We start from the raw sequence: 25,987 nt of genomic DNA on the forward strand, positions 1-25,987 counted from the left end.
TTACTCCTTGTGATCGCGGTCGAGTAGTGGGTTGGCCTGCAGATCGGCGTGATAGGAGGAGCGCACCAGCGGGCCACTGGCCACGTTGGAAAAGCCCATCGCTTCGCCCTGCTGACGCAACTGGTCGAACTCTCGTGGTGTGACGAACCGGTCCACCGGCAGGTGGTCCCGGCTGGGTTGTAGATACTGACCCAGGGTCAGCATATTGACCTGGTGGTCGCGCAGGTCCCGCATGACAGCCAGCACCTCCTCGGTAGTCTCGCCCAGGCCCAGCATCAAGCCGGATTTGGTCTGTACCTCGGGGTGGCGCTCCTTGAAACGGGCCAGCAGGTCCAGCGAACCCTGGTAGTCGGCCCCCGGTCGCGCCTGGCGGTAGAGTCGGGGAATAGTCTCCAGGTTGTGGTTGAACACGTCTGGCCGGGTCTCCGCGAAGGCATCCAGCGCCACATCAATGCGGCCCCGAAAATCGGGTACCAGGATCTCGATACGGGTCTCCGGATTGGTGTCACGCAGTGCGGTTATGCAGTCAACGAAGTGGCCGGCCCCGCCGTCCCGCAGATCGTCCCGGTCGACCGAAGTGATCACCACGTAGCGCAACTGCATCGCCTTCACCGCTTCAGCCAGTTCGATCGGCTCCTGGGGATCTAACGGCTTTGGTTTGCCGTGGGCCACGTCGCAGAATGGGCAGCGCCGGGTGCAGATATCGCCCATGATCATGAAAGTGGCGGTGCCGTGGCTGAAGCACTCTCCCAGGTTGGGGCAGGCGGCCTCTTCGCACACCGAGCTGAGTTTGCTCTGGCGCAGGATCTGCTTGATCTGGCTGACCCGTTCGCCGCTGGGCATCTTCACCCGGATCCAGGCCGGCTTACGGGGCATCTCCCGGGTCGGTTCGACTTTGACGGGAATTCTGGCCAGCTTCTCACTGCCGCGCTGGTGGGTCTCCGGGGTGGCCCGTGATGGGGCGTTGTAATCTTCAAGTTTACTCATGGGAACGGTTATCGCCTGTGGTCTGTTGGTGTTGATTGTAGCCGAGTCGGCCCAAAATGTGGCTGGCCAGCCGCTGACCCACGGTAAACAGGGGCTCGGGGTCGGTCAGTTCGCGCAGTTGCGTCACCTGAAGGCCGGGATAGCCACAGGGGTTGATACGGTTAAAAGGCTCCAGCTCCATGTCCACATTCAGGCTCAGGCCGTGAAAACTGCAGCCGTGCCGCACCCGCAAGCCAAGTGCCGCAATCTTGCTGCCGTTCACGTAGACGCCGGGCGCGTCCGGGCGCGCCCTGGAGTCGATCCCGTAAGTCTGTAACAGATCCACAATGCTTTGCTCGATCAGGGTGACCAGTTGGCGCACCCCCAGGCCGTAGTGGCGCAGATTGAGCAGCAGATAGGCGACCAGCTGTCCCGGGCCGTGGTAGGTGACCTGGCCGCCCCGGTCGGTTTTGATCACCGGGATGTCACCCGGGTTGAGCAGGTGTTCCGGTTTGCCGGCCTGTCCCAGGGTGAAGACCGGTGGATGCTCCACCAGCCAGATCTCATCCCGGGTGTCCGCATCCCGATTGTTGGTAAAGGTTTGCATCTCCTGCCAGACCGGCTCGTAGGATTGCCGGCCGAGTTCACGGATCAGCGGCGGCAGGGCAGGACGACTGCCCATCAGAGACTCATCACCACGTCGTCATGGTCGGTGAGGGCGTAATAGATTGCATCCAGCTGGGCCTTGCTGGTGGCCTGGAAAGTGACTGTGACGGACAGGTATTTTCCATTGCTGCTGGCCCGGCTGCGGCAGGCATCGCCGGGTAGATCCGGTACATGGGTGGCAACGATCTCGGTGATCAGGGCCTCGAAGTCCGGGTGGCTGGCGAGCCCCATCGCCTTGACGGAGAATTGGCAGGGGAACTCCAGCAGTGTGTCGCGTTCTTGTTTCATGTCATTCCGGATGCTAACCGGCCCGTCTGAAGCAGGGCCTTGTAGTCACTGTAAAAGCGGGCCATGCGCCCGTATATGGGGCCGGGCCGACCATTTCCAACCGGGTGCCCATCCAGTTCCACCACCGCCGTCACCTCCTTGCTGGAGCTGGTCACCCAGACCTCGTCTGCACGGTCCAGCATCTGCCGGCTGATCGGGCTTTCACGGCAGGGGAGCTGGTGTTGTTGTGCCAGTTCCAGCACCAGGTCGCGGGTGATTCCCGGTAGCAAGTGATCGCTCTTGGGCGGGGTGATGATCTGGCCGGCCTGGACGATAAACAGGTTGCTGGCTGCCCCCTCGATGGCAAAACCGTCCCGGATCAGGATCGCCTCCGCTGCCCCGCGGTCTTTTGCCTCGCTACGCAGGAGCACATTGGCCAGCAGGGTGATCGCCTTGATATCGCAGTGTTTCCAACGGGTGTCATCCAGGGTGATCGCCTTGATACCGGTCGCCAGGGTGGTGGCGTCCGGATAGACTGCCGGTTGGGTCATGGCGAACACGGTCGGCTCGATCCCGCTGGGAATTGCGTGTTCCCGCCGCCCGCTGGAGCCGCGGGTGATCTGCAGATAGATCGATTGATCGGCCCCCGGCAACTGGGCGATCAGCCGTTCCAGTATCGCCTGCCATTGCGCCCGGTCCAGGGGATTGGGCATGCGGATACCGTGCAGGCTGTTGTCCAGACGCTGCAGGTGGTGCTCCAGCCGAAACAGGCGTCCGGCGTAGCAGGGAATCACTTCGTAGACGCCGTCACCGAACAGAAAACCCCGATCCATGACCGAAATCTTACCCTCATCGGGGGGCAGAAAACGGCCATTCAGATAGATCTCCGGCGGTCCAGCCGGGCTGCGGTTGTGGCCTACTCCAGCCATAGCAGGACGGTATCTTTGACGGTCTGCATCAGACCGCCCTCCTCAATCGGGTCCAGTGCCACCAGATCCTCTTCCACCACGGTCTCGCCAGCCAGGGAGATGTTCAGTTTGCCCAACGGTTGGCCGGGGCTGACCGGTGCGATGATTTGTGGCTCGAGCTGCATGCCGGCATTCAGATTCTGATACTGGCCTCTGGGGATGGTGATATAGAGATCCCGGGTCAGACCGAGGCGGAGCTGCTCCTGACTGCCCTTCCAGACCCGGGTGGTGGTCAGTTTCTCACCGGCACCGTAGAGTCGGTGGGTCTCGTAGAAGCGGAAGCCGTAGTTGAGCAGGGATTGGCTCTCCCTGGCCCGGGCATCCTCGCTTTTGGTTCCCATAACCACCGAGATGAGGCGCATGCCATCTTTCTGGGCCGACGCCACCAGACAGTAGCCGGCGGCTTCGGTATGGCCGGTCTTGACCCCGTCCACCGCATCATCGCGCCACAACAGCTTGTTGCGGTTGTGCTGCTTGATATTGTTGAAGGTGAACTCCTTGGTGGCGTACCACTTGTAGAGTTCTGGAAACTCCCGGATGGTGGCGCGGGCCACCTGGGCGATGTCCCGCGGTGTGGTGTAGTGCTCGTCGGCCGGCAGGCCGGTGCTGTTGACGAAGTGGGTATTCACCATCCCCAGGCGTCGGGCGTGGTCGTTCATCAGGTTGGCGAAGGTCTCCTCGCTGCCGGCAATGTGTTCAGCCAGCGCAACACTGGCATCGTTGCCGGACTGGATAATCATGCCCTTGAGCAGATCTTCCAGGGAGACTTTTTTGCCCACCTCGATAAACATGCGCGAGCCCGGCGTGCGCCAGGCCTTTTTGCTCACCAGTACCTGATCCTGCAGGGTCACCTGGCCCGCCTCGATCTCTTTCATGACCACGTAGGCGGTCATGATTTTGGTCAGGCTGGCCGGCTCCAGTCGCTGCTCCGCATTGTTCTCTGCCAGCACATAGCCGCTGTCAAAATCGATCAGCAGGTGGCCCGTGGCGGCGACGCTGGGGGCGCCGGCACCGGTGCGGCGGCGACCGGCAGCAGGGCGAGCGTCAGAAAGATAAATGCGAGCAGGGAGAGCAGGTTGATTCTGGTGGTGCGTACAAACATGGTAGTCCTTATCAGTTACTTGGGCCTGAAGCAGCTAATGACAGCACAAAACGGACGAGGTTCTGTCTGTTGGCGCTCTATTCTAACGCGAATGGCGGCGCAAAATCGCGGCCAAAGATTGAGGGATTCGGACAACGATCCCGGATCAGCCGTTTCAGGGGCGTTCCGGCTCCTGTGATCAGTCGATGATCACCTGGGTCTCCATGATACCCAGCCGGGGCAGGCTCTGGCTCAGTTCATCCACCTGTTCGACACTGGCAAGCGGACCGATCTGCACCCGGTACAGCCGCTGTCCCTGGTTATCGACTTGCTGGATGCGCACCTGCTGGCTCAGTGATCCCGCCAGGCGTTGGCTCAGCTGGTTGGCGTTGTGGCGGCTGCTGAAAGCGCCGACCTGGACGAACAGGGCGGGCGGTGCCGGCAGACTGGCCTGGTTGGCCAGGATCACCGGGGACTCCGCCGGAGTCGTCGGGGTGCCCGGATCCAGTGCCCGCACCTCCACCAGGCCGGTGCCCTCGGCCACGATGCCCAGTTTGGTGGCGGCGGCATAGGAGAGATCTATCAGCCGGTTATCATGGAACGGGCCGCGATCATTCACTTTGACAATGGCGCTGCGGCCGTTACGCAGGTTGGTCACCTGCACATAGGTGGGCAGGGGCAGGCTTTTGTGGGCGGCCGTCATGGCATACATGTCATACGGCTCACCACTGCTGGTGGAGCGGCCGTGAAATTTAGTGCCATACCAGGAGGCGATGCCACGCTCGATATAACCGCGACTGCTGGGCAACGTATAGTAGCGTTTCCCCAGCACCACATAGGAGGCCGGGTTGCCCCGCGTGCTCTTCGGCTCCGCCCGTGGCGTGGCATCGGCGATGGTGTTGGGGTCCAGTCGACGGGCCGGCGCGCTGTCACTGCCGGACAGTACCGGTGCACGACCTGAACAGGCAGTGAGCAGGCCGGCGCAGAGCAGAGCCAGGAGCAGTGATCTGTTTGTCGTGACCAGAGACATCAGTTCCCGGACCCCTGTTTTTGTGACCGTATCGCCTGGCTCAGCTGGTAGACCGCCATGGCGTAAAGGTTGCTGTGGTTGTACCGGGTGATGACGTAGAAGTTATTCAGCCCGAGCCAGAATTCAGACCCCTTGGCACCTTGCAGATGCAGGACGGTCGCCAGGGTATCGGCCGGGAGTGGGGGCTCCGGCTGGGTCAGGATGCCGGCCGCCACCAGATCCGCCAGCGGGGTAGCCGGTTTTGCCGTCCGCTGGGCCGGTTCGATGTAGAAAGGCTGGCCCGCCTCCACGGTATTGGCCGGCAGGACGACCCGCTCGCCTTTGCGCCAGTTGTGTTTGCTGAAGTAGTTGGCCACGCTGCCGATCACATCCTCGGTATCACTCCAGATATCCCGTTTGCCGTCGCCGTTGAAGTCGACCGCATAGCTGAGATAGCTGGTGGGGATGAACTGGGGCATTCCCATGGCGCCGGCGTAGGAGCCAACCGCCATGCTGGGCTCCATCTCCTCCTCCATCAGGATCTGTAGGAACGCCTTCAGCTGGTTGCGTCCGAACCGGTAGCGTTTCGGATAGTGGTAGGCCTGGGTGTAGAGGGCATCAAGGATGCTGATACTGCCTGGCCGTTTTCCGTAGAAGGTTTCGACTCCAATAATGGCAACGATGATCTCCGGCGGAACACCGTAGGTCTGTTCAGCCCGCTCCAGGGTCTCCTGATGCTGCTTCCAGAAGGCGACGCCCGCGTCGATGCGGTTCTGCTTGAGAAATATGGGCCGGTAGGTTTTCCAGGTATGGATGGTTTCGGCCGGACGGTTGAGGCTGTCGATAACCCGCTGGCTGCGGCTGGCTCCCTGCAGCAGTCTGCGCAGGTCTTCGATCGCATAGCCCTTCTCGGTGGCCAGCTCCTGGAGCAGTGCCTCCGTGTCGGCTGCCGGGGTGGAGGCCATGAGCGGGGTGCAGCACGACAGGATTGCCAGAAAGCCGATTCTTGTCAGGGTCTTTAGCATGCCTAGTTCCTTTTGCCTGTATGCGGTGTTGTTCCGTGGCTGCCGATCATGTCGGCAGCAGCTTGCGATGGGTATGTATGGACATCAGGATACCGAACCCGGCCATGATGGTCACCAGTGATGTGCCGCCATAGCTGATCAGGGGGAGCGGCACACCGACCACCGGCAGAATCCCGCTGACCATGCCGGTGTTCACAAACAGGTAGACGAAAAAGACCATGGTAACGGCCCCGCCGAGCAGGCGGCTGAAGGTGTCCTGGGCCTGGGCGGCGATATAGAGGCCGCGCAGGATAATCACCAGGTAGAGTGTCAGTAACAGCAGTATGCCGATGAAACCGAACTCTTCCGCCAGCACCGCGAAGATAAAATCGGTGGTGCCCTCCGGCAGGAAGTCCAGATAGGACTGGGTGCCGTTCAGCCAGCCCTTGCCGTACAGTCCGCCGGAGCCGATAGCGATCTTGGACTGAATGATATGGTAGCCGGTGCCGAGCGGATCCCGCTCCGGATTCAGGAAGGTCAGCACCCGGTTGCGCTGGTAGTCCCGCATGCCCCACTCCCACAGTACCCAGGAGATGGGGATGGCGGTGATAATCATGCCGCCAATAAAACGCCAGCTGAGTCCGGCCAGAAACAGTACAAAGATGCCTGCGCTGGCCACCAGCAGGGAGGTGCCGAGGTCCGGTTGTCGCGCGATCAGCAGTACCGGAACCAGGATCATCACGCCGGCAATCATCAGCCGGTTCCAGCGGGGTGGCAGGGATTTCTCGGCCAGGAACCAGGCGATCATCATGGGCACCGCCAGTTTGACCAGTTCGGATGGTTGAAAACGGAACAGCCCCAGATTTAGCCAGCGTTGTGCCCCCTTACCCACCTGGCCGACCACCAGCACCGCGATCAGCATCAGAATGCCGGCGCCAAACAGCCAGGGCGCCCAGCGGCGCAGCGTGGTGGGCGGTACCTGGGCGACGGCAATCATCACGGCAAAGGCGATCCCCAGCCGGATCACCTGGCGCTCGATAATCGCCATGTCCTGGCCGCTGGCGCTGTACAGCACCAGCAGGCCGAATCCGCACAGCAGAATCAGCCCGGTCAGCAGGGGCAGGTCCAGATGAAGATCGGCCAGCAGACCCTCGGCACGGGTCGGGTTGGATTCCGGCAGGCCACTCGGTTTGTAATGGGCCATCAGTTTGATCCCGGGAGCAGGTAGTGATCCATGATAGTCTTGGCGATGGGTGCTGCCACCGAGCCGCCGTGGCTGCCGTTCTCCACGATCACCGCAACCGCGATGCGGGGCGCCTCGGCGGGCGCGAAGGAGACAAACAGAGCGTGATCGTACATTTTCTTATCCAGTTTCTCCTCGTCGTAAGTCTCTTCCTGCTTAATGGTGAATACCTGCGCCGTGCCGGTTTTGCCGGCGATCTGGTACTGCTCGCTGCGGATGCGGCGGGCGGTTCCCCGTGGCCCCTCCACCACCTGCACCATCGCCTCGAAAATATCGTCCCAGTGCTCCTCCGATTGCCGGACAATCTGCAACTGCTCGTGGATTGGCTGCTCTTTCGGCGTCGGCTCACCGTTGAACTGGATCGACTTGACCAGGCGCGGGCGTAGACGGGTGCCACGGCTGGCCAGAGTGGCGGTGGCGCTGGCCAGTTGCAGGGGCGTGGTCAGGAAGTAACCCTGGCCGATACCGGTAATGAGGGTTTCGCCCGGGTACCAGGGCTGCTTCCTGTTGCGCTGTTTCCACTCCCGGGATGGGAGCAGTCCGCCCAGTTCCCCGGTGATGTCGACGCCGGTCTTCTGGCCGAACCCGAACGGGGCCAGATAGTCCGCCAGCATGTCGATGCCCATCTGGTGGGCCAGGTCGTAGTAATAGACATCGCAGGACTGGATGATGCTGTCATACAGGTCCACCGCCCCGTGGCCGCCTTTTTTCCAGTCACGGTATTTGTGGGTATGGTTCGGCAGCTGGTAAAAGCCGGGGCAGTACTTTTTCTGCGTGGCGGTGATGACGCCGTTCTCCAGTCCGCCCAGACCGATGAAGGGTTTTACCGTGGAGCCGGGGGGATACTGCCCCCGGATGGCCCGATTAAACAGCGGTTTGGCGTCGGAGTTCTGCAGGGCGTTGTACTCCTTGGAGGAGATCCCCTCCACGAACAGGTTGGGATCGAAGCCCGGCTTGCTGACCATGGCCAGAATATCCCCGGTCTGCGGGTCGATGGCCACCGCCGCGCCGTTCTCCTCGCCAAACGCATCCATGGCCACCCGCTGCAGGGATGAGTCCAGGGTCAGGTGCAGGTCGGCCCCCGGCACCGGCGGCGTGCTTTCCAGTATGCGGATCACCCGGCCCAGGGCGTTGGTCTCCACCTGTTGCAGCCCCACCTGGCCGTGCAGCGTCTCCTCATAATATTTCTCAATACCGTTTTTACCGATATGGGTGGTGCCGGAGTAGCTGGAGTTGTCAATGGTCTGCAACTCCTTTTTGTTGATCCGGCCGACGTAACCGAGGATGTGTGCCGTCACGTCCTTGAGAGGATACTGCCGGAGCAGTTTGGCACGGATATCCACCCCCGGGAAAAGGTGGCGGTTAACAGCGAAGCGCGCCACCTCCTCGTCGGTAAGCTGAACACGAATCGGGATGCTCTCAAACCGGCGCTGATGACTCTTCAGCCGTTTGAAACGCTTTCGGTCGTTGTCGCTGATGGTGATGATCTTGCCCAGCTCCCGTAACGTCCACTCCAGATCCTTGACCCGCTCGGGGATGATCTCCAGGCTGTGTGTGGGTATGTTCTGAGCCAGGATGACGCCGTTGCGGTCGTAGATCAGACCACGGGTCGGCGGCAGCGGTTCCACCTTCACCCGGTTGTCCCGGGACAGGGTGGTGAAGTGGGTGTGATCGATAATCTGCAACTGGGCCAGGCGCAGCAGCAGAAGCAGTAACAGCAGCAGGATGATCAGGCTGGCGCTGATGGCCCGTGCCCGGAACAGACGGCTCTCGCGCAGATAATCTTTCAGGGTGGTCTGGTACATGGCCTCAGCTGACCTGGAACTTACGGCGCAGATCCCGCAGCACAATGAAGATCCAGGGCCACAGCAGCATGCCCACCAGCGGTGGCGTCCAGTAGCTGAGCGGCGGTGTGGGCTGACCCACGGCGCCAATGACCCAGAAGGAGAGCAACTTCTCCAGCAACAGCAGTACCAGGATGGTGAGGGACTGCTGCCAGAGCGGGAACAGGCGGATGCGCTGATGCAGCTCGAAGGTGATATAGGCGATCAGTGCCAGTGGCAGGGCATGCTGTCCCAGCAGGGTGCCGGACAGCACATCCACCACGATACCCACCAGCCAGCCGACCCCCACGCCAACCCGCTGCGGCAGGGCCATGGTCCAGTAGATCAATACCAGCGTGTACCACTGGGGGCGCAGCATCTGGGCCCAGTCCGGCAACGGCAGGATAGTCAGTAGCAGGGCGATACAGAAAGTGACAATGATGACGGTGGTACCGCTTCTCGGCGTCAGGGTCATGGCTCTTCCCCCGGCATCTCTGCGTCGGTCTGGTCGTGCTGCGGTTCCGCTTCGTCCTGGCCGGGTGGGGAGAGTGTCCACACCAGCAGTGCTTCCCGGGCCCGTTCCAGATGGGCGCTGGGTTGGGCCTTGATCAGGGCAAACGGTTCGCCGGGCTCACGCCGGATCGAGGTGACGGTGGCCACCGGGTAACCGGCGGGGAAACGTCCCCCCAGTCCCGAGGTGACCAGCAGGTCGCCCACCTCTATATCGGCATTGTTCGGCAGATTGGGCAGTTCCAGCTCATCATTGCGCCCGGTGCCGATCGCCACAGTACGCAGGCCGTTGCGGTTCACCTGAATCGGCAGGGCATGGCTTGCGTCGGTGATCATCAGAACCGAGGCCGTGAAGCGGTTGACATGCACCACCTGGCCCATGACGGCATTGGCATGCAGCACCGGCTGACCCTTGTAGATGCCGGAGCTGGAGCCCTTGTTGAGCAGTACCAGCTGCCGGTAGGGGTCCATGTCGACGGCGATCAGCTCCGCAATCAGTACCCGGTCGCCGAGTTTGAACGATGAGTCGAGCAGGTCGCGCAGGCGCATGTTTTCCGCTTCCAGCGCCGCCAGCTTCTGCTGGCGTCCCTGCAGCAGCAGGTTCTCCCGATGCAGTTCCCGGTTCTCCTCCTGCAGGCGTGCCCGGGTGGCGAACGCCTCTGATGCCCAGTAGCCCACCGCAATGGGCATGTTGGCGACGTACTGCAGTGGGTAGGTGATGGTGGAAAGGAGTGAGCGGACCGCTTCCAGGTGATGCTGGCGATGATCCACAATCATCAGGGCGAGCGAAACCACCACGGCCAGCAAAACGCGGATACGGATAGACGGACCTTGTGTAAAGATCGGCTTAATAGGGGATCAGCCTCTCTGCTTCCTGATCGGTGCCTGACGGCAGATTACTCCAGTGCGAACAGAAATTCTCCGCCGCGCTCATCCAGCATCTCGAGAGCCCGGCCGCCACCGCGGGCAACACAGGTCAGCGGGTCCTCGGCGATGAGCACCGGCAGCCCGGTCTCCTCTTCCAGCAGTCGGTCGATATCTTTCAACAGGGCGCCACCGCCGGTCAGGACGATGCCGCACTCAGCCACATCGGCGCCCAGTTCCGGCGGCGTCTGTTCCAGGGCCGCCTTGACCGCGCCGACGATGCCGGAGAGCGGTTCCTGCATCGCTTCCAATATCTCGTTGTTGGTCAGGGTGAAGCTGCGCGGAATACCCTCGGCCAGGTTACGGCCCTTGATCTCCATCTCCTTCACTTCGTTGCCGGGGAAGGCGGAGCCAATCTCTTTCTTGATCCGCTCGGCAGTCGCTTCACCAATAAGGGTGCCGTAGTTGCGCCGGACGTAGTTGATGATCGCCTCATCAAAGCGGTCCCCCCCGACCCGCACCGAGTTGGAGTAGACGATGCCGTTCAGGGAGATGATGGCCACTTCCGACGTGCCGCCGCCGATATCCAGCACCATGGAGCCGCGTGCTTCGTTAACCGGCAGACCGGCGCCGATGGCGGCTGACATGGGTTCTTCAATCAGGTAGACCTCACGGGCGCCGGCGCCGGCGGCCGATTCGCGGATGGCGCGGCGCTCCACCTGGGTGGAGCCGCAGGGGACGCACACCAGCACCCGGGGGCTGGGGCGGATCAGCTTGGCCTCATGTACCTTGTGGATGAAGTGCTGCAGCATCTTCTCGGTGACGGTGAAGTCGGCGATCACCCCATCTTTCATGGGCCGGATGGCGGTGATGTTGTTGGGGGTGCGGCCGAGCATGCGCTTCGCCTCTTCACCAACGGCTGCGACCGATTTGCCGCTGCCCGGGCCCCGGTCCTGGCGGATTGCCACAACGGAGGGTTCGTCGAGCACGATGCCTTGGCCACGTGCGTAAATCAGGGTATTGGCAGTCCCAAGATCGATCGACAAATCGTTGGAGAAAAGCCCGCGTATGCGTCTGAACATTGCGAAATTGATATCCCGTGAGGTGTGTCGTTAGTTGTTGCAGGGCACCGTTACCAGCGTGATGCCCCGGGAAAAAGACGTAATCTAGCAATCAGCAGGGGTATTGGGCAAGGCGATCCGCTGGAAAATATGCCTGTTTAGGGGCTTGTTTATCATTTATGCACCTGCACGCACGCTGTTAAATGTGTTAATTTCCCCCCCTTGCGTCATCCCGGTTGTGATCACCGGTACGGAGGAGGATCTGCCCGAGCAGGGCGCTGATCCCGAATTACGCCGTTGCCCAGTGTATCACGCTGCTACCATGCTCCGGGATCAACCGTCTGTATTGTCGAGGAAATCATGTCGCTGGAAAGATCCGATGTCGAGAAGATTGCCCACCTGGCCCGTCTTGCCGTGAGTGAGGAGGAGCTGGATGCAGTCACCTCTGATCTGTCAAATATTCTGCACCTGGTGGCGCAGATGGAATCGGTGGACACCACCGGGGTGGAGCCGATGGCCCATCCACTGCACATGGCCCAGCGACTGCGGGCAGATGAGGTGCGGGAGGTGGATCAGCGGGACAAGTTCCAGTCGATCGCACCGCTGACCGAAGATGGACTCTACCTGGTTCCCCGGGTGATAGAGTGAGTATAGTCTCCGCAACGCGGGCAAGTGTAAGAAATTGATGGGTAGAGTGCATGCATAACAAATCTATTTCCGAGTTGGCGCAGGGGCTGCGGGCCGGTGAGTTCACCAGCGTCGAACTCACCCGATCCTACCTGGAGCGGATTGCCGGCCATAATCCGGCGCTGAACTGTCTGGTCACTGTCTGTGAGACGGAGGCGCTGCAGGCGGCGGAGCAGGCGGATAGTCGGATTCAGGCCGGCGAAACGGGCCAGCTGCTGGGCATTCCGATTGTGCACAAGGACATCTTCTGTACCGACGGGGTAAAAACCAGTTGCGGTTCCCGCATGCTGGACAATTTCATCGCCCCCTACGATGCCCATGTGGTCTCCCTGATGAAACAGGCCGGTGCAGTGATGCTGGGCAAGGCCAACATGGATGAGTTCGCCATGGGATCATCCAATGAAACCAGTTACTACGGGCCGGTCCACAATCCCTGGAAGGCGGGCAGCGTACCCGGCGGCTCCTCCGGCGGTTCGGCCGCCGCAGTGGCCGCGCGACTCTGTGCGGCGGCCACCGGTACGGATACCGGCGGCTCGATTCGCCAGCCGGCCGCTTTCTGTGGCATCACCGGGCTGAAGCCCACCTACGGCCGGGTATCCCGCTATGGCATGATCGCTTTCGCCTCGTCGCTGGACCAGGGTGGGCCCATGGCGCGCAGCGCGGAGGACGCCGCCATCCTGCTGCAGGCCATGGCCGGATTTGATGAGCGTGACTCCACCTGTGCTGAGCAGCCGGTGCCGGATTATCTGGCCACCCTGAATGACGATCTGAAGGGGTTGCGGATTGGTATTCCCAAAGAGTATTTTGACGACGGGCTGGAGGGAGCGATCGCTGATTCCATTCAGCAGGCGCTGGATGAATACAGACGCCTGGGGGCGGAGCTGGTGGAGATCAGTCTGCCCAATAGCCGGCTTGGGGTGCCGACCTACTACGTGGTGGCGCCGGCCGAATGCTCCTCCAATCTGTCGCGCTTCGATGGGGTGCGTTACGGTTATCGCTGCAGTGATCCCCGGGACCTGGAAGATCTCTACAAGCGCTCCCGGGGCGAGGGGTTCGGGGCCGAGGTGAAGCGCCGTATCATGATCGGCACCTACGCCCTGTCCGCCGGCTACTACGACGCCTACTACCTGAAAGCCCAGAAGATCCGGCACCTGATCTCGGATGACTTCCGGGCCGCCTTTGAGCAGGTGGATGTGATCATGGGACCGACCGCACCCTCCACGGCCTTCGCTATCGGCGAGAAAGCGGATGATCCGGTCACCATGTATCTGTCCGATATCTATACCATTGCGGTCAATCTGGCCGGATTGCCGGGTATGTCGGTGCCGGTGAGACCGGTGGACGGCATGCCGGTGGGACTGCAACTGATCGGTAACTATTTCCAGGAAGGGCGGCTGTTGAATGTGGCGCATCAGCTCCAGCAGGCGACCGACTGGCACCTGGCGGCACCGGCCGGTTTTGAGTAATAAGAGACAGGAATAGAGACAGCATATGCAATGGGAAACCGTAATCGGGCTGGAGATCCATGCCCAGCTGGCCACCAGATCGAAGATCTTCTCCGCTGCTTCCACCGCATTCGGCGCGGCCCCGAACACCCAGGCCTGTAGCGTCGATCTGGGTATGCCGGGGGTATTACCGGTGTTGAACCGGGAAGCGGTTCGCATGGCGATCACCTTCGGTGTGGCGATCCAGGCTGAGATCGCGCCACGCTCAGTGTTTGCACGGAAAAACTACTTCTACCCGGATCTGCCCAAGGGCTATCAGATCAGCCAGTTTGAGCTGCCGATTGTGGGTCAGGGAAGTGTGGAGATCGCGCTGGATGACGGTTCGGTGAAATCGATCGGGGTGACCCGGGCCCATCTGGAAGAGGATGCCGGCAAGTCCCTGCATGAGGATTTTCACGGCATGACCGGTGTGGATCTGAACCGGGCCGGTACACCGCTGCTGGAAATAGTCTCGGAACCGGACCTGCGCTCCGCCAAGGAGGCGGTGGCCTATGCCAAAAAGATCCACCAGATCGTCCAGTATCTGGGGATCTGTGACGGCAACATGCAGGAGGGGTCGTTCCGCTGTGACGCCAATGTGTCAGTCAGGCCCGTGGGCGAACCGCTGGGTACCCGGGCGGAGCTGAAGAACCTCAATTCGTTCCGTTTTCTGGAGCGCGCCATCAATATCGAGGTGGAACGCCAGATCGACCTGATCGAAGCGGGCGGCGAAGTGGTTCAGGAGACCCGGTTGTATGATGCCGACAAGGACGAAACCCGCTCCATGCGCTCCAAGGAGGAGGCCAATGACTACCGCTATTTCCCCGACCCGGATCTGTTGCCGGTGGAGCTGGAAGCGAACCTGATTGAAGATGTGCGCGCCCAGATGCCGGAGCTGCCGGATGCCAAGCGGCGCCGGTTTGCCGAGGAGTACGGCCTGAGCACCTATGATGCCGCTGTGCTGACCGCCAGCAAAGGGCTGGCAGACTATTTCGAGCAGGCTGCCGGTGTGGCGGGTGATGCCAAGTTGGCTGCCAACTGGGTGATGGGCGAGCTGTCGGGCGCCCTGAACAAAGCCGGGATTGAGCTGGAAGCGAGCCCGGTCAGCGCCACCGATCTGGGTGGCATGCTGTTACGCATTGTCGATCAGACCATCTCCGGCAAGATCGCCAAGCAGGTGTTTGAGGCGATGTGGGCCGGTGAGGGGAGTGCCGACCAGGTCATCGAGGCCCGTGGTCTGAAACAGATTACCGATAGCGGGGCTATTGAGGCGGTTGTGGATGAGGTGCTGGCGGCCAATCCGGATCAGGTGGCCAATTACCGCAATGCGGATGAGAAGAAACGGCCGAAAATGCTCGGTTTCTTTGTCGGCCAGGTGATGAAGGCGTCCAAGGGCAAGGCCAATCCGAAACAGGTCAATGAACTGCTGCTGAAGAAGCTCTGACAGCGCCCCTTTCAAAATCACCCCGTGCGACGCTGTGTAGAGCTGCCGGGCGTCCGGGTGGTGTGCACAGGGAAGTGCCGGGCGATTTAGCGATGCTGCAGGTCGTACTGATAAATCTCCCGGAACAGGTCGTCCCGGATGTCGATCTCATTGACCAGCTGGCTGGACAGAGTGGCCAGTTTCAGGCTTCTGGAGCGGGCATAACGCCGGATCGCCTCAAAGGCGCTCTGCTCATCGGCGTCGAAGCGCTGCATATAGATACCAACCGCCACGCTGATCTCCCGATTGCGGTGGATCGCCCCCAGCAGGTCAGACTCTTTCTGCCGCAGCTGCTGTAAATCCCGGGCACGCTTCAGCGCCGCCTCGATCGCCGGGATCAGCTGTTGGGTGTTGACCGGTTTGACCAGGTAGCCCAGCGCTCCCTCGCGGGTGGCGGACTCAACCATGTCGTGATCCGAGTAAGCGCTGAGAAACAGGGTGCTGATGCCGCCCTCTGCCTTGAGCTCACGTGCCGCCTCAATGCCACTAATGCCGGGCATGCGAATATCCAGCAGGGCAAGGTCCGGTTTTTCCCGCAGGCCAAGCTGAACGGCACTCCGGCCATCCTGGGCCGACACCACCAGATAGCCTGCATCACTCAGGCCACTGGTAATGCTGGTGAGGGTGATCATGTCATCGTCGGCAACCAGGATCTTGTTTTTCTTCATGGTCTCTCTGGATAAACCCTGCTCTAAATTCCCCCGTCCCCCGCGGGAGACCCCGGCAGGATGCGCGGGAGGGAGCAGCCTGCCGGTAATCTACGGCAATTTAGGATTATAAGTGATAAAGCCGGGATGCCCAAGCCGTACCACACAGACCGATATGAAGCGTTGTCTATTCCGGCAGGGTAGCCATAGCTACAGTATAGGTGCCGCCCTGTTTTAGTTTCTTATAGTTGCCAAACACTTCCATGAAGGCTCTCTGGATAAATTTGCGTAAACCGCTGATCGTCACCACATAGAAGCGGGCGCCGGGATTCATGCGTACCAGGGCGTCATAAAAGTACAGGTAATAGAGTTCCTTGCCGGTCTTGGCCGGCAGGTTGGAGACGATCAGGTCAAAACGCCGGTCACCGACCTCGGTGAAGCCGTTACTGAGGAAGATTTCGGCGTTGCTGATGCCGTTGATGCTGGCATTTTTGCGGCTGTAGTCGATAGCGACAAAATCCTTGTCCACCAGCACACTGGTCCCCCGGGGAGCCAGGCGGGCCAGGGTCAGACCGAGGGGTCCGTAGCCACACCCCAGATCCAGGGTGTCATCGTCTTCCCTTACATCCAGGTGATCGAGCAGCAGGCGACTCCCCTCGTCAATGCCTTTCGGGGAGAACAGCCCCCAGGTGGTGTGGTAGGTAAGCGTCTCTCCCCGCAGGGTATCCTGGAACACGATATCGGCACGCAGTTTATCCAGGTAGGCGTTGGTTTCTGGCGTTATTTTTATAGGGCTCATGGATTGTTTTTGCCATTTCCGCAGGTTTTGCAGTCGGGGTCCTTTTTCAATGTCAGGGTGCGCCACTCCATCTCCAGGGCGTCCAGCAGCAGCAGGCGGCCAATCAGCGGGGTGCCGGCACTGGTCAGTACCTTAATGGCTTCCAGCGCCTGCACGCTGCCGATGATACCCACCAGGGGTGACAGTACGCCGTTGGCAGAGCAGGTTTCATCCATCTCCGCGGCACTGCCATAGAGGCAGCGGTAGCAGGGCTCTCCGGGTTGACCGGTAAAGACCGACACCTGTCCCTCCATGCGGATTGCGGCGCCGGATACCAGCGGTATGCGGTTCTGCACACAGGCTTCGTTCACGGCGAAACGGGTGGTGAAATTATCGGTGCCGTCGATCACCAGATCGGCCCGCCGGATCTCCCGGGCCAACTCCTCCCCCTCAAGTCTGGATGAGATGGTCTCAATGCGGCACTCGGGGTTGATGGCGCGCAGGGTCTGGCGTGCCGAATCCACCTTTAACTGACCGATACTGCCGCTGGTATGGGCGATCTGACGCTGTAGATTGGTCAGGTCCACCCGGTCGAAATCCACCAGTACCAGCTGTCCGACGCCGGCGGCGGCAAGGTACATGGCCGCCGGTGAGCCAAGGCCGCCCAGGCCAAAAATCACCACACGGGATTGCTGCAGCTTCTCTTGCCCCTCGATACCGATGCTGGGGAGCATGATCTGTCGACTGTAGCGTAGGAGTTGTTCGTCGTTCATAGGTTGCAGGTCAGTTCAGTTAGCTCAGGAATAGCACGAAACGGCAGCTCCGGCCGTCTCTCCGATCCCTGAATGGGTAATTGCCGCTGTAGGTGTCCTGCTACAGATATTTTCGCCAGTGCTCGGGCCGGGGATCCGCGCAGCCGTGGGTCTTTTGCTGGTAGCGATTGATGAATATTTTGCGGGTGCAGTTGTGGTCTTCGCTGCTGCAGCCATTGTTGGCCCGTTGATTCTCCTCGGTGTAGTAGTAGAGGGCGCGCGCGACCTTGTAGATCAGTTTGCTGCTGAGATGGAATCCGCAGTCGATCAGGGCAGTCTCGATCTGTTCCAGGGAGACCTTCAGCACATGGTACCGCACCTTGAGCAGCAGTCGGGTCTCCGCATGAACTTCAAGGATACCGTCTATCCCCTCCAGCATGCTGGCTGCCGATTGGGCCTGCGCCGGGTCGGGATGCAACTCCGTAAACACGATTTCCCGGAGTTTGATGAGGTCGCTGTCTTCGCCTTCCATGTTAATGATCCTAAACGCTGTGCAGAAATTATCAAGCGTTGCCGCTGCTCACTTCTATGTGAAGCTGCCGGTCGGGGTATGAGACGATTTAACTTACATCATCCTCCGGGCGCTGGCCCTGGGTCAACCGGTCGCGTTTGGCCAGATCCTGATGGGTGGTTATGGCCCGATAGCCTGCCTGCTGAAAGAGTTGGCGCACGGCGCTGCCCTGTTCGAAGCCGTGCTCGATCAGCAGCCAGCCTTCCGGCTCCAGATGGGGTGGTGCATCGTTGATCAGCCGGCGAATGTCAGCCAGACCGTCGGCTCCTGCGGTCAAGGCTCTCTGCGGTTCCCAGGGCAGCCCATTCTGCTCCAGGTGGGGATCGTTTTCAGCCACGTAGGGCGGGTTACTGAGAATCAGGTCAAAGCGCTCAGAAGGCTTCAGGGCATCCAGCCAGCTGCCTTGGCGCAGCTCGATGTTGTGCAGCCTGTGGGCCTGGACGTTCTCCCTGGCCACTGCCAGTGCGGCGCCGGAAATATCCGTGGCGACCAGTTGCGCCCGGGGGCATTCGCTGGCGATAGCGGCGGCAATAGCGCCACTGCCGGTGCCCAGATCGGCCACCCGGCCATTCCGTTCCGGTTCCAACAGGGTCAGGGCGCACTCGACCAGCAGTTCGGTTTCGGGACGGGGAATCAACGTATCCGGGGTGACCCGCAGGTTCAGGGACCAGAACTCCCGGTATCCGGTGAGATAGGCTATCGGTTCTCCCTGGGCGCGGCGGTCAAGCAGGGCGTGGAACTGGTTGGCCTGTTGAGCGCTCAGGCGCTGTTCAGGCCATGCATAAAGGTGGCTGCGGGAACAGTGCAGCACATGGCATAGCAGCACTTGTGCGTCCACCGGAGTGAGTCGCGCGACCTGTTCGGCCAACCGCAGTGCGGTGGTGATGGTCAACGGTTCCTGGTCGCTCATGGGGGTGGCCCGGGTCAGTGGGCCAGGGAGGTGAGTTGCTCCGCCTGGTGTTCCTGGATCAGGGGATCGATCACCTGGTCAAGGGCGCCCGCCATGATCTCGTCCAGTTTATACAGGGTCAGGTTGATGCGGTGATCAGTCAGCCGATTCTGGGGGAAGTTGTAGGTGCGAATCCGTTCCGATCGGTCGCCACTGCCCACCTGCAGCTTGCGGGATTCAGCCTGCTCGCTGGCCTGCTTCTCCTGGATGCCGGCCAGCAGCCTGGCCTGTAGCAGGGAAAGGGCCCGGGCCTTGTTTTTGTGTTGTGAACGCTCATCCTGACACTCCACCACGATACCGCTGGGCAGATGGGTGATGCGTACGGCCGAGTCGGTTTTGTTGACATGCTGACCGCCAGCGCCGGATGCGCGGAAGGTGTCAATGCGCAGGTCGCCGCTATTGATCTCCACATTATCCACTTCTGCCGCTTCCGGCAGGATCGCAACGGTACAGGCGGAGGTGTGGACCCGGCCCTGGGATTCGGTTTCCGGTACCCGCTGGACCCGGTGGGTGCCGGACTCAAATTTCAGGCGTGAGTAGACATTGCGTCCGGAGACCCGGCTCACCACCTCCTTGTAACCGCCCTGTTCGCCTGCTGTTTCGCTGATGGTTTCAGTCTGCCAGCCCATCTGTTCGGCGTAGCGCAGGTACATGCGCAGCAGATCCCCGGCAAACAGAGCGGCCTCGGCGCCGCCGGTACCTGCGCGCACTTCCAGGAAGATGTTGCGGTCATCGTTGGGATCGGGTGGGATCAGCAGTAACTGGAGTTGGGGTTCCAGCTGTCGCAACTGCTGCTCTCCTTCGGCCAGCTCCTCTTTGGCAAGATCAGCCATCTCCGGGTCATCCAGCATCTCACGGGCGGTGGCTATTTCGTGCTCCAGGGCCCGGTAACGACCAAAGCACGCCACCACCGGCTCCAGCTGGGCGTACTCCTGGCTCAGTTCACGGTAGCGGTTTTGATTGTTCTGAATTTCCGGCTCCGCCAGCAGGGCGGTGATCTCTTCAAAGCGCTCGGCAATCTGATCCAGCTTGCTGCGTATGGATGCCTTCATTGAGTGGTTTTGTCGTTGATCTGGAATAGGGTGTTTGCTGCTTCCAGAAGTTCAGACTGACCGGTGAATCCCGCCTGTCTTATCTGGGTGCTGGGGGTGTGCAGCAGTTTGTTGGTCAGTGTGTGGGCAAGGAACCTGAGGCTCTCTTCCGGGGATTTGCCCGACTGGATCTGTTTCAGTGCTCTTTCGAGTACCTCATCGCGCATCTGTTCGGCCTGGCGGCGATAGTCCTGAATCATACCCACCGCATCCAGTGAGCGTAGCCAGCCCATGAACTCTTCCACGTGCAGGTCGACAATCTCCATCGCCTGCTCCGCCGCTTCCTGACGGGAACGCATGTTCTCCTGGATTACTTCCTGGAGGTCGTCGACCGTGTAGAGGTAGACGTCGTTCAGTTCGCTGACCTCGCTTTCGATATCCCGGGGTACGGCGATATCCACCATGAAAATAGGTTGGTGTTTGCGCTTTTTCAGTGCGCTCTCCACCGTGCCCTTGCCCACCACCGGTAACGGGCTGGCGGTGGATGAGATGACGATATCGGCCTCCGCCAGGTGGTTGTGGATCTCGGTCAGGCCAATGGCGTAGCCGTCGAAATGGCCGGCCAGCTGATGGGCTTTCTCCAGGGTTCGGTTGGCAACGATAATTCTGCCCACCCCGTGCTGGTGCAGATGCCGGGCCGCCAGCTCAATGGTTTCGCCGGCGCCGATCAGCAGTGCGGTCAGCTGTGACAGGTCGCTGAAAATCTGCCGGGCCAGGCTGACCGCGGCGAAGGCCACCGAGACCGGACTGTGTCCAATGGCGGTATCGGTGCGCACCTGCTTGGCGACCGAGAAAGTGTGCTGAAACAGGCGCCCGAGGAACTTACCGCTGGTTGAGGCGTCGTTGGCGGTCTGGAAGGCCTGTTTTACCTGGCCCAGAATCTGCGGCTCTCCAAGCACCATGGAGTCCAGTCCGCTGGCCACTTTCAGCAGATGGCGCACACACTCCTGATCCTGGTGGTGATAGAGAAACGGCGAGATGGTCTCCGGCTCCAGGCCGTGGAACTCACCCAGCCAGTTGCAGATCTGCTCCCGACTGGAACGGTTGTGGGTGCAGTAGAGCTCTGTCCGGTTGCAGGTTGAGAGAATTACGGCTTCATCAATCTCCGGCTGCTCTGTCAGACTGCGCAGCGCGGCCACAATGATGTCCGGACCAAACGTGAGCCGTTCACGGATATCAATGGGGGCTGTCTTGTGGTTAAGGCCGAGAGTAATCAATGCCATAGGAACTTGTCGCGTATCAGGATAGTCTCAGTAGCTCGTCGTCAATGGTGCTGTCAGCCCGTCAATGATCACTGCCGCCATTCGGGATTAATAATCCTGCTGGCGCCACCACAAGCGGAGTAATTACCACTAAACTTCACGCGTGCCGGACCTTGGAAAGTGAAATTTTGTATTATCAAAAGGTTAAATACAAGTCGTCAGCCATTTTTTACAGGCGTTAGATGTCGTCCTTTGATGGGGATTCCGGTTATCATCTATGCTTTATGACAGGCCCCTGGTGGGCGTTTTTCAGGTGTAAGGTTCATGTTGCAGTCGCTTCAACGGGTACTCATTCTGACGTGTTTCTGGTCCCTCGCCGGTTGCCAGTCGATGGCGCATAAAACGGCGCCTGAGCCCGCTGCGACGCCGCCTGCCGAGCCGCTGACCCAGTCGGTGACAGAACATTCCCCGCCAACCACCCCGGCAGGAGCTACCGAGCTGACCGAGGATATCGTGTTCAATCTGCTGGCCGGTGAGGTTGCTACCCAGCGGGGCGCCTTGGACGAAGCTTATGACTATCAGCTGGAGGCGGCCCGGTTGTCGGGGGATGCCAAGTCAGCTGAGCGGGCCACCCGCCTGGCCCTGCACATGGAGCGGGATGACCTGGCTACCGAAGCCGCTGCGCTCTGGGTGGAACTGGCCCCGACTGATCTGACCGCTCGGCAGCTGATCGTCATTCTGATGTTGCGGCAGGATGAAAATGCCCCGGTGCTGGAGCACCTTAAGGCCATTGTTCAGATCAGTGAAAAACAGGATGGGAATGGATTCCTGAACGCCATGGCGGCGATCAATCGTGAGCTGAAGCGTGATGTGGTGATGGGGTGGATGCGCAGGCTGGCGCTGGCTTTTCCGGACGATCCCCGGGGTGGCTATGCACTGGCGATCACCGCGCTGGTGGAGAAGGATTTCTCGACGGCGGAAAAAGAGGCGAACCAATTGATTGAGGCCCATCCAGACTGGCCAAAAGGCTATCTGGTATTGAGCCGGATCCACCTGGCGCGCGGCGACAAGGCCCAGGCCCAGGCGCTCCTGGCCGACGCGGTGGATCGATTTGCCGAGGATCCTTTGTTGCGCTCTGCCTATGCGCGACTTCTGGTGGATGCCAAAAAGTACCAGTTGGCCTACGAACAGTTTCAGGTGCTGGAACAAATCGAGCAGGGGCGTGGGGATAGTAGTTACTGGATGGGATTGATCGCCCTGGAGCAGGGACGTAATGAAGTGGCGCGGAAGCATTTTCTGCATCTGATGAGTCTGGATAAGCGCACCGATCTTGCCGCCTACTATCTGGGGCGCATTGCTGAAGATGCTGATCAGCCGAAGCAGGCGATCGACTGGTATCAGCGAGCCGAGGGCGGCGAGTTTAACGACGAGGCGCAAGTCCGGGTTGTCCGCTTGATGGCGGACCAGGGGTCGATTGGAGAGGCGCTGGAGTGGCTGCAGCGTAAACGGATTCAATATCCGGACCAGTCGGTCAGGCTTTATCTGATTGAAGTCAGTCTGCTGCGGGATCATGGTACGCCGGAACAGGTTATGGCACTGTTCGACAAGGCTATCAACGCAATGCCCGGAAATAGTGATCTTCTCTATGCCCGGGGGCTGTATGCAGCCAGCCAGAACCGGCTGGATATCCTGGAGCGGGACATGCTGCAGGTGATCGATAGCGACCCTGAGAATGCCGATGCCCTGAATGCGCTGGGCTATACGCTGGCCGACCAGACAGACCGGCATCAGGAGGCGCTGGACTATATTCAGCGTGCCCTGGCTCTGAAACCCGATTCCGCCGCGATCCTCGACAGTATGGGCTGGGTGATGTTCCGCATGGGGCGCTTGCAGGAGGCGCTGGAATATCTGCAACGGGCCTTTGCCAAGCTGCCGGATCCGGAAATCGCAGCCCATCTGGGTGAAGTGCTCTGGATGACAGGGGATCATCAGCAGGCGCAACAGATCTGGCAGGGTGTTCTGAAGGAGTCACCCGATAATGAACATGTGCTGGAAGTGATGCGTCGCCTGAAGATCTGATTTCATACCATGATTGTTCCTTCTATTTGGCTGGTTGACACTGTTTCTGATCGCAATGGATAAGGCCGCAGAGTGGTGGCCGGCACCGGCCAAGCTGAACCTGATGTTGCGGATTGTGGGGCGGCGGCCAGATGGTTATCACCTGCTGCAGACGGTGTTCCGCTTTATCGATTATGGAGATCGTATCGCGTTCCGGGTCAGGCCGGATGGCGTGATCCGGCGTGCCCTGGGTAACGACTCGGTGCCGGCAACGGATGACCTGATGGTGCGGGCTGCACAGCTGTTACGGGCCGAATCGGGTGTTGCCTCGGGGGCGGATATATCACTGATCAAGCAGATTCCCATGGGGGCCGGCCTGGGGGGTGGCAGTTCCGACGCCGCTACGGTGCTGATGGCCCTCAATAAGCTGTGGGGGATCGGTTTCTCTCTGGACAGATTGGCTGAACTGGGTCTGCGTCTGGGGGCCGATGTGCCGGTGTTTATCCGCGGGCAAGCGGCCTGGGCAGAGGGGGTGGGGGAAGCGCTGACGCCGTTGCAGCTGCCGGCTGCCTGGTATCTGGTGCTGGTTCCCGCCTGCCATGTTTCCACCGCCGCAGTTTTTAGCGATCCGCAATTGACACGGAACGCTCCTCGAACGACAATACGCGACTTTCTTGCGGGCGGTCGGTTGAATGACTGCCTGCCTGTTGTGTCGAATCACTACCCTGAGGTCGCCGCTGCGCTGCGTTGGTTGGGGAACCACGCTGAGGCGCGACTGACCGGAACCGGCGGCGCGGTATTTGCCGAGTTCGAGCGGGCGGAACAGGCCAGCGAGCTGCTGCGGAAAGTGCCCGAATGTTATCGGGCGTTTATCGCCAGAGGGCTGGATACTTCACCGTTGCTGGCCATGGCAGGGGGTTCGGCAGAGATTGATGGGGCGTCGCCAAGCGGCTAGGCACCTGGTTTTGATCCAGGCATACGTAGGTTCGAATCCTACCGCCCCAGCCATATATCGGCCCGGCTATCTGTGTCACAGGTAGCCGGGTATTCCCGTTTATAGAGGCGTTTTCGTATCCCGTTGTTTGTCAGGCAGGTGGAGAGGCTAGTTATGCCAGATAACCACATGATGGTTTTTTCAGGAAATTCCAATCCTGAACTTGTTAGCGAAATAACCTCCCGTCTCAGTCTGCGTACTGGCAAGGCGGTTGTCGGTCGCTTCAGTGACGGTGAGGCGATGGCTGAGATACGGGAAAGCGTACGTGGCCGCGACGTGTACGTGGTGCAGAGCACCTCCCAGCCGACCAACGATAACCTGATGGAGTTGCTGGTGCTGATTGACGCACTGCGTTGGGCGTCGGCAGAGCGCATTACGGCGGTGATCCCCTATTTCGGGTATGCGCGACAGGATCGTCGCCCCCGTTCAGCCCGGGTACCGATTACCGCACGCCTGGTGGCCAAGCAGATCGCCGCAGCCGGCGCCAGCCGGGTGGTGACGGTTGATCTGCATGCGGACCAGATACAAGGCTTTTTTGATATTCCGGTGGACAATATCTACGCCCTGCCGGTGCTGCTGGGGGACGTCTGGCGGCAAAAATATCCCAACCTGATGGTGGTTTCGCCGGACGTGGGCGGTGTGGTACGCGCCCGGGCGTTGGCCAAGCAGCTTGATGATGCGGATCTCGCCATTATCGATAAGCGCCGGCCCAAGGCCAATGACGCCCAGGTGATGAATATCATCGGTGATGTCAACGGCCGCACCTGCGTGCTGATTGATGACATGGTGGATACCGCAGGCACCCTGTGCAAGGCGGCCCAGGCGTTGAAGGATCGGGGTGCCGAGCAGGTGGTGGCCTATTGTACGCACCCGGTGTTGTCAGGGCCGGCGATTGACAATATAGAGAATTCAGTGCTCGACCAGTTGGTGGTGTCAAATACCATTCAACTGCACAAAGAGGCGCGGGCCTGCAGCCGGATTCGCCAGATCTGCATTGCAGAACTGCTGGCGGAGACCATGCGCAGAATCGCCCTGAATGAATCGGTGACCTCGCTCTTTATGGAGTGATGGCCCATCCTTCACCATCCTTTCTGGTCGCGGAGAGGTGGTGATTATTAAAACTGATGATTTGGAGAAAATCATGAAAGAAATGTTTGTTATTAACGTGCAGTCGCGCACTGATACAGGGAAGGGTGCGAGCCGCCGCCTGCGTCGTACCGGCTTGGTGCCGGGTATCGTTTATGGTGCCCACCAGGAGCCGGCTATGATCTCTATAGTGCACAGCGATCTGCTTCGGCACCTGGATCACGAGGCGTTCTACTCCCATATCCTGACTCTGAATGTGGATGGAAAGCCGGAGCAGGTGATCCTGAAAGATCTGCAGCGTCATCCGGCCCGTCCGTTTGTGATGCATGCCGACTTTCTGCGCGTCAGTGCCAAAGAGAAGTTGAAGACCAATGTGCCTCTGCACTTTGTGGGTGAAGATGTGGCGCCTGGTGTCAAGGCCGGTGGCGTGGTCTCCCACCTGTTGACCGAGGTCGAGGTGAGCTGTCTGCCGGGCGATCTGCCTGAGTACATCGAAGTGGATATCTCGGCTCTTGAGCTGGGTGGTGCGGTCATGTTGTCCGAGATTTCGCTGCCTAGCGGCGTGGAGTTGCCCGCATTGGGTCAGGACGATGCGCAGGATGTACAGGTTGTCTCCATTCACGCGGCCCATGTTGCTGTCGAGGATGAGGAAGAGGACGAAGAGGGAGCGGGTGCCGCGGAAGAGTAATCCGTACCCTTGTTCCAGTGACAGGGCCGGGCATGCTGTCCGGCCCTGACTTTCT

The 25,987-nt window shown here is 60.4% G+C and carries 27 protein-coding genes and 1 tRNA gene; 8 read left to right on the top strand and 20 right to left on the bottom strand.

Annotated elements, in window-relative coordinates; genetic code table 11:
• The 13 genes from lipA to AAY24_RS14310 form a co-directional block, all read right to left on the bottom strand.
• Entirely contained in the window at positions 1–987 is a 987-nt protein-coding gene (gene lipA / locus AAY24_RS14255) for a lipoyl synthase (protein ID WP_046860261.1), read from the bottom strand.
• Positions 980–1,648, bottom strand: coding sequence for a lipoyl(octanoyl) transferase LipB (lipB, locus tag AAY24_RS14260; protein ID WP_199930387.1), 669 nt, complete (start codon positions 1,646–1,648; stop codon positions 980–982). Before lipB ends, lipA begins: the two co-directional genes overlap by 8 nt.
• Positions 1,648–1,920, bottom strand: a complete 273-nt coding sequence (locus AAY24_RS14265; RefSeq protein WP_046860262.1) for a YbeD family protein — start codon at positions 1,918–1,920, stop codon at positions 1,648–1,650. The genes lipB and AAY24_RS14265 overlap by 1 nt, the downstream gene beginning before the upstream one ends.
• Entirely contained in the window at positions 1,917–2,828 is a 912-nt protein-coding gene (locus tag AAY24_RS14270) for a D-amino acid aminotransferase (protein WP_046860263.1), read from the bottom strand. Before AAY24_RS14270 ends, AAY24_RS14265 begins: the two co-directional genes overlap by 4 nt.
• Positions 2,816–3,844 carry a D-alanyl-D-alanine carboxypeptidase family protein gene (locus AAY24_RS14275; RefSeq protein ID WP_335337247.1) on the bottom strand — a complete coding sequence of 343 codons (1,029 nt, stop codon included), beginning with the start codon at positions 3,842–3,844 and terminating at the stop codon, positions 2,816–2,818. Before AAY24_RS14275 ends, AAY24_RS14270 begins: the two co-directional genes overlap by 13 nt.
• Positions 3,838–3,969, bottom strand: coding sequence for a hypothetical protein (locus AAY24_RS19555; protein ID WP_257720820.1), 132 nt, complete (start codon positions 3,967–3,969; stop codon positions 3,838–3,840). Before AAY24_RS19555 ends, AAY24_RS14275 begins: the two co-directional genes overlap by 7 nt.
• Before the next feature lie 178 nt (positions 3,970–4,147).
• The gene (locus AAY24_RS19590; RefSeq protein WP_046860264.1) at positions 4,148–4,978 is read right to left on the bottom strand and encodes a septal ring lytic transglycosylase RlpA family protein; all 831 of its coding nucleotides are present in this window, start codon (positions 4,976–4,978) and stop codon (positions 4,148–4,150) included.
• The gene (mltB, locus tag AAY24_RS14285) at positions 4,978–5,982 is read right to left on the bottom strand and encodes a lytic murein transglycosylase B (protein ID WP_046860265.1); all 1,005 of its coding nucleotides are present in this window, start codon (positions 5,980–5,982) and stop codon (positions 4,978–4,980) included. Before mltB ends, AAY24_RS19590 begins: the two co-directional genes overlap by 1 nt.
• A gap of 46 nt (positions 5,983–6,028) precedes the next feature.
• On the bottom strand, positions 6,029–7,165 hold the full coding sequence (gene rodA / locus AAY24_RS14290; protein ID WP_046860266.1) for a rod shape-determining protein RodA: 1,137 nt from the start codon (positions 7,163–7,165) through the stop codon (positions 6,029–6,031).
• On the bottom strand, positions 7,165–9,009 hold the full coding sequence (gene mrdA / locus AAY24_RS14295) for a penicillin-binding protein 2 (protein WP_046860267.1): 1,845 nt from the start codon (positions 9,007–9,009) through the stop codon (positions 7,165–7,167). Before mrdA ends, rodA begins: the two co-directional genes overlap by 1 nt.
• A 4-nt stretch (positions 9,010–9,013) precedes the next feature.
• The gene (gene mreD / locus AAY24_RS14300) at positions 9,014–9,502 is read right to left on the bottom strand and encodes a rod shape-determining protein MreD (protein ID WP_046860268.1); all 489 of its coding nucleotides are present in this window, start codon (positions 9,500–9,502) and stop codon (positions 9,014–9,016) included.
• Entirely contained in the window at positions 9,499–10,389 is an 891-nt protein-coding gene (mreC, locus tag AAY24_RS14305) for a rod shape-determining protein MreC (protein WP_199930588.1), read from the bottom strand. The genes mreD and mreC overlap by 4 nt, the downstream gene beginning before the upstream one ends.
• Positions 10,390–10,433: 44 nt before the next feature.
• Positions 10,434–11,483: a rod shape-determining protein gene (locus tag AAY24_RS14310; RefSeq protein WP_046860269.1), complete on the bottom strand. Its 1,050-nt coding sequence runs from the start codon at positions 11,481–11,483 to the stop codon at positions 10,434–10,436.
• A 339-nt stretch (positions 11,484–11,822) separates the two neighbouring features.
• On the opposite strand from AAY24_RS14310, the gene gatC reads away from it, so the two are divergent.
• Genes gatC through gatB form a run of 3 tightly spaced genes read left to right on the top strand, consistent with a single transcriptional unit; the run spans position 11,823 to position 15,077 of the window.
• Positions 11,823–12,110, top strand: coding sequence for an Asp-tRNA(Asn)/Glu-tRNA(Gln) amidotransferase subunit GatC (gatC, locus tag AAY24_RS14315; RefSeq protein ID WP_046860270.1), 288 nt, complete (start codon positions 11,823–11,825; stop codon positions 12,108–12,110).
• 50 nt (positions 12,111–12,160) lie between these two features.
• Positions 12,161–13,615 (top strand): Asp-tRNA(Asn)/Glu-tRNA(Gln) amidotransferase subunit GatA, encoded by a 1,455-nt coding sequence (gene gatA, locus AAY24_RS14320; RefSeq protein WP_046860271.1) that lies wholly within the window; start codon positions 12,161–12,163, stop codon positions 13,613–13,615.
• Between the two features lie 25 nt (positions 13,616–13,640).
• The gene (gene gatB / locus AAY24_RS14325; protein ID WP_046860272.1) at positions 13,641–15,077 is read left to right on the top strand and encodes an Asp-tRNA(Asn)/Glu-tRNA(Gln) amidotransferase subunit GatB; all 1,437 of its coding nucleotides are present in this window, start codon (positions 13,641–13,643) and stop codon (positions 15,075–15,077) included.
• An 86-nt stretch (positions 15,078–15,163) separates the two neighbouring features.
• Here the strand turns inward: gatB and AAY24_RS14330 are convergent, their stop codons facing one another.
• From AAY24_RS14330 to hemA, 7 genes are all read right to left on the bottom strand, one after another.
• On the bottom strand, positions 15,164–15,784 hold the full coding sequence (locus AAY24_RS14330; RefSeq protein WP_046860273.1) for an ANTAR domain-containing response regulator: 621 nt from the start codon (positions 15,782–15,784) through the stop codon (positions 15,164–15,166).
• Between the two features lie 166 nt (positions 15,785–15,950).
• On the bottom strand, positions 15,951–16,562 hold the full coding sequence (locus AAY24_RS14335; protein ID WP_046860274.1) for a class I SAM-dependent methyltransferase: 612 nt from the start codon (positions 16,560–16,562) through the stop codon (positions 15,951–15,953).
• Positions 16,559–17,314 carry a HesA/MoeB/ThiF family protein gene (locus AAY24_RS14340; RefSeq protein WP_046860275.1) on the bottom strand — a complete coding sequence of 252 codons (756 nt, stop codon included), beginning with the start codon at positions 17,312–17,314 and terminating at the stop codon, positions 16,559–16,561. The genes AAY24_RS14335 and AAY24_RS14340 overlap by 4 nt, the downstream gene beginning before the upstream one ends.
• 100 nt (positions 17,315–17,414) lie before the next feature.
• Positions 17,415–17,825 carry a hypothetical protein gene (locus AAY24_RS14345; protein WP_046860276.1) on the bottom strand — a complete coding sequence of 137 codons (411 nt, stop codon included), beginning with the start codon at positions 17,823–17,825 and terminating at the stop codon, positions 17,415–17,417.
• A gap of 88 nt (positions 17,826–17,913) precedes the next feature.
• Positions 17,914–18,774 carry a peptide chain release factor N(5)-glutamine methyltransferase gene (gene prmC / locus AAY24_RS14350; protein ID WP_046860277.1) on the bottom strand — a complete coding sequence of 287 codons (861 nt, stop codon included), beginning with the start codon at positions 18,772–18,774 and terminating at the stop codon, positions 17,914–17,916.
• A 14-nt stretch (positions 18,775–18,788) separates the two neighbouring features.
• The gene (gene prfA / locus AAY24_RS14355) at positions 18,789–19,865 is read right to left on the bottom strand and encodes a peptide chain release factor 1 (protein WP_046860278.1); all 1,077 of its coding nucleotides are present in this window, start codon (positions 19,863–19,865) and stop codon (positions 18,789–18,791) included.
• On the bottom strand, positions 19,862–21,127 hold the full coding sequence (gene hemA, locus AAY24_RS14360; RefSeq protein WP_046860279.1) for a glutamyl-tRNA reductase: 1,266 nt from the start codon (positions 21,125–21,127) through the stop codon (positions 19,862–19,864). The genes prfA and hemA overlap by 4 nt, the downstream gene beginning before the upstream one ends.
• A gap of 369 nt (positions 21,128–21,496) precedes the next feature.
• Between hemA and AAY24_RS14365 the strand changes: the two genes are divergently transcribed.
• From AAY24_RS14365 to AAY24_RS14385, 5 genes are all read left to right on the top strand, one after another.
• Positions 21,497–23,185: a tetratricopeptide repeat protein gene (locus AAY24_RS14365; protein ID WP_052761258.1), complete on the top strand. Its 1,689-nt coding sequence runs from the start codon at positions 21,497–21,499 to the stop codon at positions 23,183–23,185.
• Between the two features lie 55 nt (positions 23,186–23,240).
• Positions 23,241–24,119 (top strand): 4-(cytidine 5'-diphospho)-2-C-methyl-D-erythritol kinase, encoded by an 879-nt coding sequence (ispE, locus tag AAY24_RS14370; RefSeq protein WP_046861339.1) that lies wholly within the window; start codon positions 23,241–23,243, stop codon positions 24,117–24,119.
• Positions 24,098–24,172 (top strand) — tRNA-Gln (locus AAY24_RS14375). Before ispE ends, AAY24_RS14375 begins: the two co-directional genes overlap by 22 nt.
• A gap of 100 nt (positions 24,173–24,272) precedes the next feature.
• Positions 24,273–25,226 carry a ribose-phosphate diphosphokinase gene (locus tag AAY24_RS14380; RefSeq protein WP_046860280.1) on the top strand — a complete coding sequence of 318 codons (954 nt, stop codon included), beginning with the start codon at positions 24,273–24,275 and terminating at the stop codon, positions 25,224–25,226.
• A gap of 73 nt (positions 25,227–25,299) precedes the next feature.
• Positions 25,300–25,932, top strand: a complete 633-nt coding sequence (locus tag AAY24_RS14385) for a 50S ribosomal protein L25/general stress protein Ctc (protein ID WP_046861340.1) — start codon at positions 25,300–25,302, stop codon at positions 25,930–25,932.
• The last annotated feature ends 55 nt before the right edge of the window (positions 25,933–25,987 follow it).

It is taken from the genome of Sedimenticola thiotaurini (assembly GCF_001007875.1).
Classification (GTDB): Bacteria; Pseudomonadota; Gammaproteobacteria; order Chromatiales; family Chromatiaceae; genus Sedimenticola; species Sedimenticola thiotaurini.

What these genes read in the sequence shown, in the direction of transcription:
- AAY24_RS14310 (WP_046860269.1), bottom strand. Translation starts at nt 11,483, where the DNA reads ATGTTCAGACGCATACGCGGGCTTTTCTCCAACGATTTGTCGATCGAT.
- gatB (WP_046860272.1), top strand. Translation starts at nt 13,641, where the DNA reads ATGCAATGGGAAACCGTAATCGGGCTGGAGATCCATGCCCAGCTGGCC.
- AAY24_RS14380 (WP_046860280.1), top strand. Translation starts at nt 24,273, where the DNA reads ATGCCAGATAACCACATGATGGTTTTTTCAGGAAATTCCAATCCTGAA.
- ispE (WP_046861339.1), top strand. Translation starts at nt 23,241, where the DNA reads ATGGATAAGGCCGCAGAGTGGTGGCCGGCACCGGCCAAGCTGAACCTG.
- mrdA (WP_046860267.1), bottom strand. Translation starts at nt 9,009, where the DNA reads ATGTACCAGACCACCCTGAAAGATTATCTGCGCGAGAGCCGTCTGTTC.
- AAY24_RS14330 (WP_046860273.1), bottom strand. Translation starts at nt 15,784, where the DNA reads ATGAAGAAAAACAAGATCCTGGTTGCCGACGATGACATGATCACCCTC.
- AAY24_RS14385 (WP_046861340.1), top strand. Translation starts at nt 25,300, where the DNA reads ATGAAAGAAATGTTTGTTATTAACGTGCAGTCGCGCACTGATACAGGG.
- AAY24_RS14340 (WP_046860275.1), bottom strand. Translation starts at nt 17,314, where the DNA reads ATGAACGACGAACAACTCCTACGCTACAGTCGACAGATCATGCTCCCC.
- AAY24_RS19555 (WP_257720820.1), bottom strand. Translation starts at nt 3,969, where the DNA reads ATGTTTGTACGCACCACCAGAATCAACCTGCTCTCCCTGCTCGCATTT.
- AAY24_RS14365 (WP_052761258.1), top strand. Translation starts at nt 21,497, where the DNA reads ATGGCGCATAAAACGGCGCCTGAGCCCGCTGCGACGCCGCCTGCCGAG.
- prmC (WP_046860277.1), bottom strand. Translation starts at nt 18,774, where the DNA reads ATGAGCGACCAGGAACCGTTGACCATCACCACCGCACTGCGGTTGGCC.
- gatA (WP_046860271.1), top strand. Translation starts at nt 12,161, where the DNA reads ATGCATAACAAATCTATTTCCGAGTTGGCGCAGGGGCTGCGGGCCGGT.
- AAY24_RS19590 (WP_046860264.1), bottom strand. Translation starts at nt 4,978, where the DNA reads ATGTCTCTGGTCACGACAAACAGATCACTGCTCCTGGCTCTGCTCTGC.
- hemA (WP_046860279.1), bottom strand. Translation starts at nt 21,127, where the DNA reads ATGGCATTGATTACTCTCGGCCTTAACCACAAGACAGCCCCCATTGAT.
- AAY24_RS14345 (WP_046860276.1), bottom strand. Translation starts at nt 17,825, where the DNA reads ATGGAAGGCGAAGACAGCGACCTCATCAAACTCCGGGAAATCGTGTTT.
- gatC (WP_046860270.1), top strand. Translation starts at nt 11,823, where the DNA reads ATGTCGCTGGAAAGATCCGATGTCGAGAAGATTGCCCACCTGGCCCGT.
- AAY24_RS14265 (WP_046860262.1), bottom strand. Translation starts at nt 1,920, where the DNA reads ATGAAACAAGAACGCGACACACTGCTGGAGTTCCCCTGCCAATTCTCC.
- lipA (WP_046860261.1), bottom strand. Translation starts at nt 987, where the DNA reads ATGAGTAAACTTGAAGATTACAACGCCCCATCACGGGCCACCCCGGAG.
- AAY24_RS14270 (WP_046860263.1), bottom strand. Translation starts at nt 2,828, where the DNA reads ATGGCTGGAGTAGGCCACAACCGCAGCCCGGCTGGACCGCCGGAGATC.
- AAY24_RS14335 (WP_046860274.1), bottom strand. Translation starts at nt 16,562, where the DNA reads ATGAGCCCTATAAAAATAACGCCAGAAACCAACGCCTACCTGGATAAA.
- mreD (WP_046860268.1), bottom strand. Translation starts at nt 9,502, where the DNA reads ATGACCCTGACGCCGAGAAGCGGTACCACCGTCATCATTGTCACTTTC.
- mltB (WP_046860265.1), bottom strand. Translation starts at nt 5,982, where the DNA reads ATGCTAAAGACCCTGACAAGAATCGGCTTTCTGGCAATCCTGTCGTGC.
- prfA (WP_046860278.1), bottom strand. Translation starts at nt 19,865, where the DNA reads ATGAAGGCATCCATACGCAGCAAGCTGGATCAGATTGCCGAGCGCTTT.
- lipB (WP_199930387.1), bottom strand. Translation starts at nt 1,648, where the DNA reads ATGGGCAGTCGTCCTGCCCTGCCGCCGCTGATCCGTGAACTCGGCCGG.
- rodA (WP_046860266.1), bottom strand. Translation starts at nt 7,165, where the DNA reads ATGGCCCATTACAAACCGAGTGGCCTGCCGGAATCCAACCCGACCCGT.